This is a genomic window from Metapseudomonas boanensis, from assembly GCF_042232855.1.
GTDB lineage: Bacteria > Pseudomonadota > Gammaproteobacteria > Pseudomonadales > Pseudomonadaceae > Metapseudomonas > Metapseudomonas boanensis.
Window position 1 is genome coordinate 575,031 of sequence record NZ_CP113889.1, and the last position, 14,957, is coordinate 589,987.

At 63.9% G+C, this 14,957-nt stretch carries 10 protein-coding genes; 3 read left to right on the top strand and 7 right to left on the bottom strand.

Features of this window, described 5'->3' with window-relative positions:
• Positions 1-86 precede the first annotated feature (86 nt).
• Both OXH74_RS02625 and OXH74_RS02630 read left to right on the top strand, forming a co-directional pair.
• Positions 87-1,730, top strand: a complete 1,644-nt coding sequence (locus tag OXH74_RS02625; RefSeq protein ID WP_375739965.1) for a multicopper oxidase family protein — start codon at positions 87-89, stop codon at positions 1,728-1,730.
• 21 nt (positions 1,731-1,751) lie between these two features.
• A complete protein-coding gene (locus OXH74_RS02630) occupies positions 1,752-2,378 on the top strand; it encodes an SCO family protein (protein ID WP_375739966.1) in 627 nt (208 codons plus the stop codon).
• A gap of 106 nt (positions 2,379-2,484) precedes the next feature.
• On the opposite strand, the gene OXH74_RS02635 is transcribed toward OXH74_RS02630, so the two are convergent.
• The 6 genes from OXH74_RS02635 to pchA all read right to left on the bottom strand — a co-directional run bounded on the left by OXH74_RS02635 (position 2,485) and on the right by pchA (position 11,421).
• The gene (locus OXH74_RS02635; protein WP_375739967.1) at positions 2,485-6,930 is read right to left on the bottom strand and encodes a DEAD/DEAH box helicase; all 4,446 of its coding nucleotides are present in this window, start codon (positions 6,928-6,930) and stop codon (positions 2,485-2,487) included.
• A 129-nt stretch (positions 6,931-7,059) separates the two neighbouring features.
• Entirely contained in the window at positions 7,060-7,215 is a 156-nt protein-coding gene (locus tag OXH74_RS02640; RefSeq protein WP_375739968.1) for a hypothetical protein, read from the bottom strand.
• Positions 7,216-7,274: 59 nt separating this feature from the next.
• Positions 7,275-8,843 (bottom strand): FAD-binding oxidoreductase, encoded by a 1,569-nt coding sequence (locus OXH74_RS02645; RefSeq protein WP_215372718.1) that lies wholly within the window; start codon positions 8,841-8,843, stop codon positions 7,275-7,277.
• Positions 8,844-8,857: 14 nt separating this feature from the next.
• On the bottom strand, positions 8,858-9,547 hold the full coding sequence (locus OXH74_RS02650) for a hypothetical protein (RefSeq protein WP_375739969.1): 690 nt from the start codon (positions 9,545-9,547) through the stop codon (positions 8,858-8,860).
• Positions 9,548-9,557: 10 nt separating this feature from the next.
• The gene (locus OXH74_RS02655; RefSeq protein WP_375739970.1) at positions 9,558-9,893 is read right to left on the bottom strand and encodes a c-type cytochrome; all 336 of its coding nucleotides are present in this window, start codon (positions 9,891-9,893) and stop codon (positions 9,558-9,560) included.
• Positions 9,894-9,945: 52 nt separating this feature from the next.
• Positions 9,946-11,421, bottom strand: coding sequence for a 4-hydroxybenzaldehyde dehydrogenase (pchA, locus tag OXH74_RS02660; RefSeq protein ID WP_375739971.1), 1,476 nt, complete (start codon positions 11,419-11,421; stop codon positions 9,946-9,948).
• A gap of 546 nt (positions 11,422-11,967) precedes the next feature.
• On the opposite strand from pchA, the gene OXH74_RS02665 reads away from it, so the two are divergent.
• Positions 11,968-13,821, top strand: coding sequence for a sigma 54-interacting transcriptional regulator (locus tag OXH74_RS02665; protein WP_375739972.1), 1,854 nt, complete (start codon positions 11,968-11,970; stop codon positions 13,819-13,821).
• A 77-nt stretch (positions 13,822-13,898) separates the two neighbouring features.
• Here OXH74_RS02665 and OXH74_RS02670 read toward each other — a convergent pair whose 3' ends face one another.
• Positions 13,899-14,834 carry a transporter gene (locus OXH74_RS02670; RefSeq protein WP_375739973.1) on the bottom strand — a complete coding sequence of 312 codons (936 nt, stop codon included), beginning with the start codon at positions 14,832-14,834 and terminating at the stop codon, positions 13,899-13,901.
• Between the last annotated feature and the right edge of the window lie 123 nt (positions 14,835-14,957).

The window sequence follows — 14,957 nt, forward strand, 5'->3', positions numbered from 1 at the left end:
TCCCCTGGTCCCGCGATAGCGAACCCGAAGAATGGGTCACCACCCCCCAACCGATCTTTCCTCCCAGCCCACCCACCCGGCCATGGATGGAAGAACTGCCCCCCGCAATCACTCCGATCGCCCCCGTCACAGCGCTGAGCCCTGCCCCCACCGTGCAGGCCAATGTCGCAGCGGGTGAAGCCGGCCGGTCGCCGCACCAGCGCTATGATGAGCTGATCGCCGCGCGGGGCGCACCGGCACTCCATGAACTGAAGGTGGTAGAGAACAATCAGTGGATTACCCATCCTGACCTGCCTCCACAAAAGGTCTGGGCGTACCGAGGAGGCAACCCGGACGCCACCGTGCCGGCCACCATCTTCGCCCGCTATGGCAAGCCGATCCTTTGCCGCATCCACAACGAACTGCCATCGGATCACGTCGGCTTCGGCACCCCGGAAATCTCCACCCACCTGCACAACCTGCACGTCGGCTCGGAAAGCGACGGTTTCCCAGGGGACTACTACAGCAGGAACAAGGCAGGCCCAACCCTCGACAAAACAGGGCCGTTCGCGGGCAAGGGCCATTTCAAGGACCACTTCTACCCCAACATCTACGCGGGCTACGACCAGTTGCAGAACGGCATCGGCGATTATCGCGAAGCCCTGGGAACGCTGTTCATCCATGACCACACCCTGGACTTCACTGCGCCAAACGTCTATCGCGGCCTGATCGGGTTCTACTTCCTTTTCGACCACATCGACTCAGGCCAGGAAGATGATCCCAACCCGAGCGCGCTGAGGTTGCCGGGCCATCCGTACGATTATCCGTTGGCCTTTGGTGACCGGCGCTTTACGCCTCTCCCGGATGGCCAGTTGTTCTACGACCAGTTCCACGTGGAGGGAGTGCTGGGCGACAAGGTAGTCATCAACGGCAAGATCGAGCCAGTGCTGCGCGTTGCCGCCCGCAAGTACCGCCTGCGCTTGCTCAACAGCGGCCCCAGCCGCTTCTACGAGTTCTATCTGGTGAACTCGAGCGGTACCGTGCAGCGATTCACCTACATCGCCAACGACGGCAACCTGCTGCCCGAGGCACTCTTCAACCAGAGCAAGGTCCGCCTCGGCGTGGCCGAGCGCGCCGACATCGTGGTGGATTTCTCCAGGTACCCGATCGGCACCGAGCTCTTTCTGGTCAACCGGCTTCGCCAGGAAAGCACTCGCAAGCCAAAGGATGTGAGATCTCCCGGGACGCGGGTGCTGAAGTTCATCGTCGACCGCTACCCGCCAACACAGGACGTCAGTCAGGTTCCTAGGTACCTCCGGCCGATGCCGGACCTGCCGACCGCAGAAGAAATCGCCAAACTACCGGTGCGACGCTGGGAGTTCGATCGCAAGAACGGCCTCTGGATGATCAACCAGCAACTGGTCAACGTATTTGCTCCCCGCCTGACACTGAAAAAGGGGGATTACGAAGTCTGGGAATTCATCGGAGCCGGCGGTGGCTGGTCCCACCCCATCCATGTCCACCTCGAGGAGGGCATCATCCTTGCCAAGTTCGTCGACGACGTCCAGGTGCCTATCCCGCCGCACGAGCGTGGCCGCAAGGATGCCTTCGTGCTCGACCAGACCACGACCATCAGAGTGTTGATGCGCTTCCGCGACTTCCAGGGGAAGTACGTAATGCACTGCCACAACGTGATCCATGAAGACCACGCGATGATGCTGCGCTTCGACATCAAGGCCGATGACCAGTGAGGCCCGGCTCGGAGAAACGCCATGAACACACGTAGAGATCTATTGGCCGGTGCAGGTCTGATCGGCGCCGCCACGCTCGGCTGGGCCGCCTGGCGCAGTATCGGCGAGGCGACGAAGCACAATCGCGACACGGCTACCAGCCGCAGCCGGCTGCCGAACCCGTCACTGCTGACCCATGAGGGCAAGACGGTACGCTTCTACGACGATCTGATACGCGGCAAGGTGGTTGCCATCAACATGATGTATACGTCATGCACGGGCACCTGCCCAACTGCTACAGCGAACCTCCTGCAGGTGCAGAAAATGCTGGGCAAGCGCATCGGGCGTGAGGTTTTCATGTACTCGATAACCCTGCAGCCCGAGCTGGACACACCGCAAGCTCTGAAGGACTACGCCGAGCGCAACAAAGTAGCACCCGGCTGGTTGTTTTTGACGGGTTCGCCAGCCGATATCGAACATCTACGCCGTAGCCTCGGTTTCTACGACCCCGACCCGCAGGTCGACAGCGACAAGGCCACCCATTCCGGTATGTTGCGTATTGGCAACGACGCTTTCGATCGCTGGACCATGGCACCTGCCCTGGGCGCTCCAGAACAGATCCTCGCCACCATCGACCACGTCGATGAAGATGTCCCGCAGGGAGCATAGGAAAAGATGCACTGATTGTGGGGGAGCGCATTCATTCGCAAGGGAGGCGATCGATCTGTCTCGCCCCATCGCGAGTGGACTCGCTCCCACCGGTAAGGCCAAGCGCTCACGACGGCATGCGTGTTCGGCGCGATTGCTGGCCAAGCGGTGCCGCAGCAGGCTGACGGATCAGCGCGGCGCGCCATTGGGCGCAGGAGAGCGCATCGGCTTCCTGCAGCAGCGCCACCTTGCCGGCCACCAGCGTGGCGACCGGCACGCCGTCGCGGAACAACAGGCGATTGCCCGCCAGCGCCGGCACCTTGGTGCCATTGAGCAGGGTGCCCAGGAGGTTCAGCGGATCACTCGCACAGAGCCCGATCAACGCCCCCTCCCCCGGCCGCTTGCGGATCTCGCGCAGCAGCCCAACAGCTTCCGGCAGAGCGAACTGCTCGCCCGATATCCCCGCTACGAAACGCCCTCCGCGAATTTCGCCCCGCGCCTCCAGGCGGTGATAGACCCGCAGCAGGTCGCGCCAGGGTGGCAGCCAGTCGGCCTCCCGTTCCAGCAGCCGCCAGCAGACCACGCCGTACCGGTGGAGCAAGGTGCGCGCCACATGCTCCAGCGCCTCAGCCGGAACCTTGCCTGGCGGCGTCTCAGCGCGCCCGCGCAGCAGGGCCCAGCGCCCGGCGTCCTGCATATTGGCCAGGGCCAGCCGCGCACGTCGGTCGTGGCGACTGCGCCGGGCCGCCGGCAACAACAATGAGCGCAATCCGGCGAAGCTGTCGGCGTTGGCCAGGCCGAGGGCGACCAGTTCGCCCAGGCAATCCTCCAGTTCGCTGCGCAGCAGGTGCGCCTCGTCCATCAGTTCGTCGAAGAACAACGCTCCCTGCGCCGCCAACACCTCGCGCACCCGTCCAGCGCGAGCGGAAAGCTGCGGCTCAGATGCAGCCAGCAGGCATGCACGCCACAGGCCCAGGCTCTTGCGTGGCAACAGTACGATGGGAGTTCCGCGTACCGGTCCCACCGCCGCCTTGCCCCGCCCGCCCAGGCGGCACCAGACCACTCGGCCGGCCCGGCACAGGTCGTCGAGCCAGTTGATGCCGTAGTCAGCCACCCGGCTGGGCAATATCTCGCTCTCCCAGGCGCCAGCCGCCGCCTGGAAACCTTCCAGCTGCCGCAACACACCGGCCAGCGCCTCGGCGCCACGCACCTGCGCTGCAGGCGCGACGCGCTGCCAGTCGAACAAGAAACGCATGAAATCCGCCCGCTCCACCGGCTCGATCTCGCGGCGCAGGCGCTTGACCGTGTAGCGGTGGATGCGCGCCAGCAGATGCCGCTCGCACCACTCCTCTTCCACCGCGCCGGGGGTAAAGCGACCGCGCAGCACATAGCCCTCGCGCTCCAGGCTGGCCAGGGCGAAAGCGACGGCCGAGGATGGTTGAAGCAAATCATCCGCCAAGCGCTCCAGAGTCAACGGGCCAAAGCCGCCAAGCCGGGCACGCACCAGTTCCAGCAGCGCAGGCTCCGCTTCCCAAGGGTTGGTGAAGCCCTCGGGCGCGGTGATGGCCGGCTTGAGCACCGCTTGTGGATAAAGCACCTGTAACTGGCACAGCCGCTCCGCCGCCAACCAAAGCGCCGGCTTGTGCTCTATGTGCAGGCAGGTGGCGCGCCGGGTCTTGGCCAGCTTCGCCAGCCAGTCGACCCAACCGGCATTGGCGCTCGACTCATCCACACGGACGCAGCCCAGCGCCAGCAGCGCCTCGTGCATCTCGTCGGCGTCACGCACTAATGGCCAGGCCTCCTCGCGCACCGCCGCCACCGCATCGGCGTCCAGTGCGCCGAGATCGTCCGCGGATTCCGGGTCGGTCCAGCGACGGTTCTGCACCGCCTGCGTCCGCCGTTCCTCCAGCGGCGCATCGTCGAGGAAGGCGTAGGGCCGAGCACTGAGGATTTCTCCCGCCAGGGCCGAGGGCGCCGGCAGGTCGCGGGCGACCAGTTGCACCTCGCCGTTCTCCATGCGCCGCAACAGGGCCAGCCAGCCCTCGGCGTCCATGGCCTCGTGCAGGCAGTCGTCGAGCGTTTGCGCCACCAGCGGGTGATCGGGAATCTCACGCTCGCCCACCAGGTTCTCCTGACAGGCCACCTGGTCGGGAAAGACGCTGGCCAACAGGTCTTCGCTACGCATGCGCTGGATCTGCGGCGCCACCTTGCGGCCACCGCTGAAGCGCGGCAAAGCCAGGGCGGTGGATGCGTTCCAGCGCCAGCGCACGCCAAACAGCGGCGCATCCAGCAGCGCCTGGACCAGCACATGCTCAGCGCTGTTGGAATGCAGGTAGCGCCAGACCTCATCCAGCGCAAAGCTGTGGCTGGTGGACAGCGAAAGGATCAGTGCATCTTCCGTTGCCGCCGCCTGCAGCTCGAAGTTGAAACTGCGGCAGAAGCGCTTGCGCAGCGCCAGCCCCCAGGCGCGATTGATGCGGCTGCCGAACGGCGAATGGATGATCAGCTGCATGCCGCCGGATTCGTCGAAGAAGCGCTCCATCACCAGTCGCTGCTGCGTCGGCAAGGCCCCCAGCGATGCCCTGGCCCGCGCCAGGTATTCCACTATCTGCCGCGCCGCCGCCTCGCTGAGGCCGATCTGCTCACGTAACCAACTCACCGCGCGCTCGGATAGCTCCTCTCCCCCCTCGGGGGAGGGGCTGAGGGTGGGGAATTCCCGAGCCTGCCCGGACTCTCCGAGCAATCGCTCCACCTCCCCCCTCAAACGCGCCACGCCCGCCGACAGCTCATCACTACGCCCCGGCGCCTCACCCAACCAGAACGGAATAGTCGGCGGCTGGCCCTGGGCGTCCTCCACCCGCACCCGCCCGGGCTCCACCTTGAGGATGCGATAGGACTGGTTGCCCAACTGGAAGATGTCCCCGGCGATGCTCTCTACCGCGAAATCCTCATGCACGCTGCCCACGGTCAACCCCTGGGGCTCCAGCAATACGCTGTAATCGGCGGTTTCGGGGATGGCGCCGCCGGAGGTGATGGCGGTCAGCCGAGCCGCACGGCGCCCGCGCAGGCGATGGTTCACCGCATCTCGGTGCAGGTAGGCGCCACGTACGCCACGACGGCCCGTGTAGCCCTCGGCGAGCATCTTCACCAGGGCATCGAAACTGGCACGCGGCAGGTCGGCATAGGGCGCGGCGTGGGTCATCAGTTGATAGAGTTCGTCCTCGCCCCACTCCTGCAACGCCACCTCGGCCACCATCTGCTGGGCGAGCACGTCCAACGGTGCATGGGGAATCACCAGGGCGTCCAGCTCATCACGGCGTACGCAGTCGAGCAGCGCTGCGCATTCGATCAGGTCATCCCGCGATTGTGGGAACAACCGTCCCTTGGGCGTGCCACCCACACTGTGGCCGGAACGCCCAACGCGTTGCAGGAAGGCGGCGATGCTGCGCGGCGAACCCAGTTGGCAAACCAGCTCTACCTCGCCAATGTCGATGCCCAGCTCCAGCGATGCGGTGGCCACCAGCACCTTTAGCTCACCGCGCTTGAGGCGCTGCTCGGCATCCAGGCGCAGCTCACGCGCCATGCTGCCATGGTGGGCGGCGACCACTGCATTGCCCAACCGCTCGGACAGATGCCTCGCCACGCGCTCCGCCAACCGCCGGGTGTTCACGAACACCAACGTCGTTCGGTGCTGCACTACGAGTTCGGCGAGGCGGTCGTAGACCTTCTCCCACACCTCATTGCTGATCACGGCTTCCAGCGGCAACGGCGGCACCTCGATCGCCAGATCGCGCTTGCGGCTGTAACCAACGTCGACGATGGCGCAGCCAAACGCCTCCCGCCCGCCAGTTCCGGATGGGGGAAGCGCCGCTCCATCTCGCTGCCCCATGAGGAACCGCGCAACCGCCTCGACCGGCTTCTGCGTAGCGGACAGGCCAATGCGCTGCAACCGCCGCCCGCACAATGCCTCCAGCCGCTCGACGCTGAGCATCAGGTGGCTGCCGCGCTTGCTGCCGGCAATTGCGTGGATTTCATCGACAATCAGACTGCGGCAGCCGGCCAGCATCGCCCTGCCCGAGTCGGAACCAAGCAGGATGTAGAGCGACTCCGGTGTGGTGACCAGGATGTGCGGCGGCCGTTTGCGCATGGCATCGCGCTCGGCCTGGGTGCTGTCTCCGGTGCGCACGGCCGTGCGGATTTGCACATCTGCCAGCCCCTGGCGCGCCAGTTCGGCGCGGATGCCGGCCAACGGCTCCTCCAGGTTGATGCGGATGTCATTGGAGAGCGCCTTGAGCGGCGAGACATAAACCACCGTGCAGCGGTCCTGCAGGCCGCCCTGTTCCAACCCCTCATGCACCAGTTCGTCGATGGCGGCGAGGAAGGCTGTGATCGTCTTCCCCGACCCCGTCGGCGCCGCCACCAGCGTGCTGCGCCCGCCGCGCAGCAACGGCCACGCCTGCGCCTGGGCCTCCGTAGGCGCCGTGAAAGTCGCACTGAACCAGGCCGCGACGGCGGGGTGAAATCCCGCCAGCGCCGTTGCGCTGGAGGTTGGCGGGGAAGGTGTCTGAGTCATGCGCTCAAATATGGGCGCGAGAGGTGGCGGCCTCAAGGTCCGCTGATCGTTGAGGCAACCAGGTGGAAAGTCGGCTGCGTCCGCTCAACGGTATCCACGGTTGTCAGATAGCGGACGATGCATTTTCGATCAGCGCCATGCGGGCCCATTCATACCGGCTTCGGTGCTGTGGCATACGCCACACTGGGCAGCAAACAGGGACTGGCCCTGGGTAACCTCGCCTTGGTCCAGGACCAACGGCAAGGCCAGCAGCAGGCTGGCAGCGAGCAGTTGCTTGCGAAGCATGATATTTCCCACACATGAAAAGGCCTCGCCGGGTTCACCCCAGCGAGGCCTTGGTGCCTTTAGAACTTGTTGGCGAGGTCGATGCCCGACTTGCCCGGTGCCAGGATGTTGTTCGGGTCCAGGGCCCGCTTGATGGCATGCTCCACCTTGCGCTTGACGGTACCGTAGCTCTGCGCCACGCGCTCTTGGAACGCTGTGTTGACACGGTATACGGCATAACCGTGCTTCTCGAACTCATCCAGTAGTTCGGCAAAGCAGGCGTTGGCGCGCTTGGTTTCCTCGGGGTTGGTGCGGTCGTACAGCACATCGATCACGTGGTGCATGTCGCGCCAGCCGACAATGAACTCGCCGACGTAGTCCAGGCCGTACTTGTTGAGGACCTTCTTGGCCAGCGCCTGCTGCTTCTCGCACTCGCTGCCGCGGGCCTGACTCACCGGCGCGAACCACATGGAACCGCCGCCCCCACGCCAGTTGTACAGGCCGAATTCCTGCAGGTTCGGCACGCCGGACATCAGCTCGGCGCGGTACTTGAACGGCTGGGTATCGCCGGCTTCTTCCTGGGTGACGATCTTGCCCTTGCCCAATTGCTTCAGGGCACCGGTGACGATATTCCAGTTCACGTCGACCTGTTCCTGGGTGCCGTACAGGGCGGCGTAGACGTTCCAGGCACCGAGGTTCTTGTCCTTCTGGATTTGCTTGAGGATGGCATCGGGGGTCGCGCCCGGCTCGGTGGTGTAGTCCGAGCGGCGGGTGTTGCAGGTCGAGGCCTCCCAGAGGACGCCGGCGATCACCACGGAGTTCGGGATGACCTGGGCGATACGCAACGGACGAATGAATTCGACGATCTCAGCGATGTCGGTCTCGTTCTCGAACTTGATCTCGAACGGCTTGAACACCGGCGGTTTCGGCATCAGCCAGAAGCCCATCTTGGTGCAGATGCCGTAGTTGGCCTGGGTGAACATGCCATCCAGGGTTGGACCGTAACCCCACTTGAACACCTGCCAGGCGTTGTCGCCTTTCACGCCGCCCATGCCGGTGCGATACACATCACCGTTGGCCAGCACCAACTCCATGCCGCACTGCATGAGGAAGTGTTCACCGTAGGGGGTGTAGCCCACGCCACGGTCCATGGTGTTGCCCAGCGGGCCGGCGATGGCCGACGGCGCGGAGAATGACAGCATCAGCGGTAGGTTGTTTTCCTGCAGGTAGTCGTACAGCTGCTGGTAGGTCACGCCTGGCTCGACCAGGGCGGTGCACAGGTCCGGGTCGACGTGGAGGATCTTGTTCATCTTCTTCAGGTCGAGGATCACCTGGCCGCGCTGGCCCGGTGCCGCCGAGCCGTAACCGAAGTTGCGGCCGGTGGAGATGGTCCACACCGGGATCTTGTGCTCGTTGCAGATTTTCACCACGCCCTGCACCTGCTCGACGCTGGTGGCGGTGACGGCGGCGGACGGCGCGTGTTCGGCGTTATCCACTGCCATCATGATCTTGCCGTAGGGGATCAGTTGCTCGTCCTTGACCAGGACGTTCTCCTCGCCCAGCAGCTTGCGGAATTTGCTGAGCGCTTGCTGGAAGTTGGCGTCATCCACGCCGCGTGGGAGCAAGGAACTCTTGTTTTGCTCGGTCATTTGAATTAGCTCCTTCAAGCCTCGATCGAGAACGAAACGAAATTGCCGGTCAGCGGCGACTGGCGGCTGACAATCAACGGTGCCTGCCCGGTATGGGTCGTCCCCAGCATGGCCAGGCTGTATCCCAGGGTGGCGGCCCACTGATCCGAACCGGCCTTGCTGCGCGCGGCCGCGGTCAGATGGAGGGGCGGCTGGTGGCCGTGGGGGCGCTGCTCGGTGAGATTGAATCCGGTGCCACAGGCGTTGAGCTGGAGGCCCAGCTGCATAGCGCAGCCATGGGCGGCGTCGGCGCTGAGCAGGCGGTGCTGCGAGGCACTGACGTTAGCGCTGTGCTGGCCGAGCCACTGCACGCGAGCACCGCTGCTGCGGGCCAGGTCCACGATCAGTGCGGCGCTAGCGTCATCCACCAGGCCGATGATGCGTTGCGGTTTGCCGCTCAGCAGGCGTTTTTCCAGCGCCAGGATGAAGTCCAGACTAAGGTCCGTGCGCTCTACGGTGACCGTCCTGGCAGCCGGGCTGGAGGCAATGCCCTCGAGGAAGGCGGACCCGGCCGCCGCTTCGTTGACCAGCACCAGGGTCGGGGCAATCCGGGATGCGGGAGCTGCCATAGCGTTGGCCATGTACAGGTTTGAGCTGCCCATGGCAACACCGGCCAGGCCGCCCAGAGCCATGCCTTTGAGCACGGCACGACGTTCGACGTTCATGCTGCGCTCCTCAGGGTTTGGCCGCGGGTGCAGGCGCTTTGGAGATGTACTCGGCGACCTGCTGAAGAGCCTTGTCATCGATGAACGAGGCCGGGAAGGCCGGCATGGCGCGGAAACCGCTGCGCACGACGGCGGTAATGTACTGCGGCGGCAGTTGGCGTCCCTTGATCACGGGGCCCACGGTGCTTTCGTGGCAATGGCCGCAGACCTTTGCGTAGACGTTTTCGCCATTTTTCCAGACGCCGTCGCCATCGGCGGCGGCATGGCCTGCCAGCAGGGTGAATGGCAGGGCAAGACAGGCCACGAGGGACCGTTTCACAGCTGAGCTGTTGAGGAGTGAGGACATTTCGTACTCCGTTTTTTATTGGGGGGCGGGTTAATCGGAAGCCGGTCTCGGATCAGAACGGATAGGGCCGGGGAGCGTGCTGCAGGGTGATCCAGTGATCCGTGGTGAATTCCTCGATCGCCCAGTCGCCGTTGAAGCGGCCGAGGCCCGAGTTCTTCTCGCCACCAAACGGGGCGTTGGGTTCGTCGTTGACCGGGATGTCGTTCACGTGGGTCATGCCGGCATGGATGCGCTGGGCGAACTGCACACCACGCTCCAGGCTGGAGGTGAACACCGCGCTGGAGAGGCCGTACTCGCTGTTGTTGGCCAGTTCCAGGGCATGCTCGGCGTCGCGGGCGGACTGGATGCCGACCAGCGGACCGAAGATTTCCTCGCGGGCGATCTCCATGTCCGGGGTGACATCGCCGAACACGTGTGGCGGCATCACGTTGCCCGTAGGCTCACCGCCGACCAGCAACGTGGCGCCTTCGGTTTTGGCGGTGGCGACTTTCTCCTGCAGACCGGCCAATTGCTTGGCGTTGATCACGGGGCCGACCACGGTCTCGGGCTTGCGCGGGTCGCCGCAGGGCAGCGCCTTTACGCGCTCGACGAAGCGGCGGGTGAACGCCTCCAGCAGCGGCTGCTCGACGATGATTCGGTTGATCGCCATGCAGATCTGGCCCTGGTGCAGGAACTTGCCGACCACAGCCGCGTTCACGGCCTGTTCCACGTCGGCGTCGGCCAGGACCACGAACGGGCTGTTGCCACCCAGTTCCAGGGCCACATGCTTGAGGTGCTCACCGCCACTGGCGATACGGCCGATGTTGCGCCCCACCTGGGTCGAGCCGGTGAAGGAAATGAATGCCGGGACCGGGTGCTCGACGAAGGCATCGCCGATTTCCGCACCGGAGCCGACTACGACGCTCAGCACCCCCGCTGGCAGACCGGCTTCTTCGAAGATACGGGCCAGCAGCAGGCCGCCGGTCACCGGGGTGTCGCTGGCCGGCTTGACCACCACTGCGTTGCCCAGCGCCAGGGCCGGAGCCAGGGAGCGAGCGGTCAGGTGCAGAGGAAAGTTCCACGGGCTGATGACACCAATCACGCCCAGTGGCGCGCGATACACCCGGCTTTCCTTGCCTGGAATGTTCGAGGCGACGATGCGGCCGTGCACGCGGTTCGGCAGGCTGGCCGACTCCAGGGTGATGGCGCGTGCGGCGCCCCATTCGATCTGCGCCTTGATCTGAGTGCTACCCGACTCGCGGATGATCCAGTCGATGATCTCCTCACGACGCTCGTCGAAGATGCGGACGGCGTTGAGCATGACCTGGGCCCGCTCGGCGGGCGCCTTCGCGGCCCATTCGGCCTGGGTCTCACGCGCCGTGCGGTAGGCGGCGTCGAGATCCTCGCGGTTAGCCAGAATGATCTGCAGCAGGCTTTCCTGGGTGAAGGGGTCGAACACTTCCAGCTGACGACCGGCGCTACCGGCGCGCCATTGTCCGGCGAGCGGCTGCAGTTCAAGGTTCTGATAGGCAGGGCGACTGGTGTTCATGGAGCTCTCTCTTGTTTGGTCGAATGGCCGCAGGCAAGCAGCAGGGGGAACCGGCCAACGGGCTTCCGGTGGATGTGAAGGTACGCAGAGGCAATGCGTCAGACTTGGAGCGAGTGCATCCAGGCCGAGCCATGGCCTGCACAATCGGATACCAACAACATAGTTGCTGAGTCGGTCAGGTGACCTGAGTCAGAGAGGGATTCGGCAGTGTTCATGCAGTCGTCACCTGGTTGTCGTTATCTGTAGTGCTTGCCGAAATGTCTTTAACAACTATCGTGCCAGACCGGTGTTAATATTTTTTCTTTTAAAAACAATAGCTTATAATTAAACAAAGACATGACGAGGCGCCGCCACCTGAATTACGTGGCAGCTGTGCGGAAAATTCTGCAGAGAAGTATTTGCGCTGAAGAAAGTTCAACGCCGGACGAGTGGAAAACTCGGTGCGATTATCGGGCGGCGAACTTGGCTGGCTGGTTGCCCGGCGATTGACCCGCATTGAGGCGTGGGCATACTGAAATATTATTTTCCTGCCGCGTACTTATGACCATGACTCGTGCAACTTCCAGCAAGCCTGGCCGGGCGTTAGCGGAGGAGTTCCTCAAGCAGATGCTCGGCCAGCAGAAGCGCCTGATCGTCGACCGTGCCAGTCAGTTCGGTGCAACGGGCCTGCCTTCGGCCGAGCAGTTGGCTGAAACCGTCGCTTTCGCCCCACAGGACGGGAATATCTGGCTGTGCGGCCAGCGGATGATGTTGTTGCAGGGGGCGGCTTTTGGCGCCATCCGCCGCGAGCTGATCGAGACGCTGGGTTTCGACAAGGCTCGCGGCTTGCTCACGCGTATCGGTTGGCAGGCCGGCGCCCGCGATGCCGCCCAGGTCAGCGCACGCTGGCCGGAGGGCGATCACGCCAGCCTGTACAGCGCCGGGCCGCGCTTGCACATGCTCGAGGGCATGGTCAACGTCGAGGTGGTGCGCTTCGAGATCGACTCCAGCATCGGCCACTTCTATTCGGAGTTCTTCTGGCACAATTCTCTGGAGGCTGATGAACACATCGCCGTCTATGGGCTGGGCAGTGAGCCCGCTTGCTGGATGGAAGTAGGCTACGCCAGCGGCTATGCATCTTCACTGCTCGGGCGTCTGGTGGTGTTTCGCGAGGAGCAGTGCCGCTGCATGGGGTATTCGGCCTGCCGAATTGTCGGCAAGCCCGCCGAGCAGTGGGAGGACCTCGATGTCGACTTGGCCTACCTGGATGCCGATGATTTCCTGAGCCGCAGCACCTACGGCTCAGGTGGTGAAACCGAAATCGCCCAACTCGAGGAGGCATCCGAAGATCAGGTCATCGTGGGGATTTCCGCAGCCTTCATCGCAGCCACCCAGCAGCTCTATCGTGTGGCGCCAACCCAGGCGACCGTTCTACTTACCGGGGAATCGGGGGTAGGCAAGGAACTGTTCGCCCGCACGCTGCACCAGGCCAGCCCCCGCCGTAACACACCGTTGGTGGCGCTCAATTGCGCAGCCCTGCCGGAAAACCTGGTGGAAGCCGAGCTGTTCGGCGTCGAGCGCGGCGCTTTCACCGGGGCTGAACGCTCGCGCCCGGGGCGTTTCGAGCGGGCCCATGGCGGTACGCTGTTTCTCGATGAAATCGGCACCCTCAGTCTCAGTGCGCAGAGCAAGATCCTGCGGGTGTTGCAGGAGGGCGAGATCGAGCGGGTCGGTGGCACCACATCGATCAAGGTTGATGTGCGGGTGATCGCCGCCACCAACCTGGACCTGCGGCGCGAGGTCGAGGCCGGGCGCTTCCGCGAGGACCTGCTCTATCGCCTCAACGTGTTTCCCATTCATCTGCCGCCGCTGCGCGAGCGTCGGGAGGATATCCCGCTGCTGATGAGTTACTTCCTGCGCAAGTTCAGTGCCCGTCATGGCCTCAAGCCGTCGGGCTTCAGTAGCCGGCTGGTCAATACGCTGTTGACCTACAGCTTCCCCGGCAACATCCGTGAGCTGCAGAACCTGATCGAGCGTGGGGTGATTGCGGCAGGTAACGGCGAAGTGATCGATGTCGTGCACCTGGCCGAGGCCGGGGAACCCCTGAGGTCGACGGCGATTGGCCTGACGTCTGAAGGGCGCCTGTCCACTCCGACGCCGAGTACTACCACGCCCGAGGAGGAGCCGGTATTGGCCGGTGGTAGCAGCGGCAAAGACGAGACCAAGGTGGGAGAGCCGGAACTGGCCAGCCTGCAGGCTTTCGTTTCGGGACGGGATCAGGCGCTGAGCACATCATTGAAGGATATCGAGCTGCGCCTAGTGCAGCTTGCCCTGGAGCGCTCCGGCGGCAATATCACGGCGGCCGCGCAGATGCTGGGCATGAGCCGAGCTCAGGTGAGCTATCGCCTCAAGGGTGATTGAGCCCAGACCCTGCACTTGGGATAAAAAGCCCCGCGGCCTGACAGTCGCGGGGCTTTTTGCTGGGATACCGGTTCGCCCTAGAGTGGCATGGTGAACTTCAGCCAGTAGGTCTGTCCTTCGGCTCGGTTGCGCACGCCGCTTTCATCCTGCCACTTGGCGCTGAGGAACCAACCGTTCTTGCTGGTGTACTGGACGGCCGGGCCGATGGAGAAGGTGCGGCCACGGTTGCCATCGGTTGCATCGACCAGGGCGGCGGCGGCGCAGTTCGAGGCACTGCACTTGTCGTCACTGATCTGCTTGTAGGCATGCCCACCGACGCCGACCACCCATCCGTTGCCCAGGCCCCAACCCAGGGTGTAGTCGGCGTGCAGTTCGCGGCCGGACTGGTAGTTGGTGTCCTTGTTCTCGAAGTTGTAGTCGTGCATCAGGCGTACGTCGGCATTGAAGCCGTTGGGGTCCATGTAGGTCATGGCGTACACGGCCTGCACGGTGTAGTAGTTGTTGCCGAGGTTGATCAGGTCGTCCTTGTCGTACTCGTTGCCGGTCGGCAGCACGAAATCGACGCCGACAGCAGTATGGAACTTGTCGCTGTGGTGGAAGCCGACCACCGGACCCAGGTGGGCGTCGCCGATGCCACGTTTATGGTCGTGCGGACCGTTCTTGATGTTCAGGCGTATGTCATTGAGCGGCAGCAGAGCGTGGAAACCGAGGTTGCCACCGAGGACCTGCTGCTCCGTGACCCAGATGAAGCGCGGAACAACAGTGGTGACGCGGAGGTCGATGTCGGCCGCCTTGTCGCCGGAGTTGTCGCGCACGTTGTCGGCGAGGTAGTTGCCGACGAACACCTGACCGTAGGTCCCAGGGGGAGGCAGGATACCCATGCCGTATATTTCGATCCCCATTGGCCAGGACGACACGCCACCTTCGGTGGCCTGAGCCAGGGAGACGCCTCCAGCCAACAGCAAACCAGTGGTGACAGCAAGGGCAGTGGAGTGGGGGGATTTCTTGTGCATGAAAAGGCCAACCTTGTTGTTATTGGGGAGCAACTTCTGGGCGTTGCGCAAAAGTTGTCCTAAACAAATGTTGTGCCAGTTGTGAGTTCTTTGATAACCACAGATTTTTCAATGAGTTACGCG

Excerpts from the sequence above, each read along its gene's own strand:
- OXH74_RS02625 (WP_375739965.1), top strand. The coding sequence starts at position 87 with ATGGAAGAACTGCCCCCCGCAATCACTCCGATCGCCCCCGTCACAGCG.
- OXH74_RS02630 (WP_375739966.1), top strand. The coding sequence starts at position 1,752 with ATGAACACACGTAGAGATCTATTGGCCGGTGCAGGTCTGATCGGCGCC.
- OXH74_RS02635 (WP_375739967.1), bottom strand. The coding sequence starts at position 6,930 with ATGACTCAGACACCTTCCCCGCCAACCTCCAGCGCAACGGCGCTGGCG.
- OXH74_RS02640 (WP_375739968.1), bottom strand. The coding sequence starts at position 7,215 with ATGCTTCGCAAGCAACTGCTCGCTGCCAGCCTGCTGCTGGCCTTGCCG.
- OXH74_RS02645 (WP_215372718.1), bottom strand. The coding sequence starts at position 8,843 with ATGACCGAGCAAAACAAGAGTTCCTTGCTCCCACGCGGCGTGGATGAC.
- OXH74_RS02650 (WP_375739969.1), bottom strand. The coding sequence starts at position 9,547 with ATGAACGTCGAACGTCGTGCCGTGCTCAAAGGCATGGCTCTGGGCGGC.
- OXH74_RS02655 (WP_375739970.1), bottom strand. The coding sequence starts at position 9,893 with ATGTCCTCACTCCTCAACAGCTCAGCTGTGAAACGGTCCCTCGTGGCC.
- pchA (WP_375739971.1), bottom strand. The coding sequence starts at position 11,421 with ATGAACACCAGTCGCCCTGCCTATCAGAACCTTGAACTGCAGCCGCTC.
- OXH74_RS02665 (WP_375739972.1), top strand. The coding sequence starts at position 11,968 with ATGACTCGTGCAACTTCCAGCAAGCCTGGCCGGGCGTTAGCGGAGGAG.
- OXH74_RS02670 (WP_375739973.1), bottom strand. The coding sequence starts at position 14,834 with ATGCACAAGAAATCCCCCCACTCCACTGCCCTTGCTGTCACCACTGGT.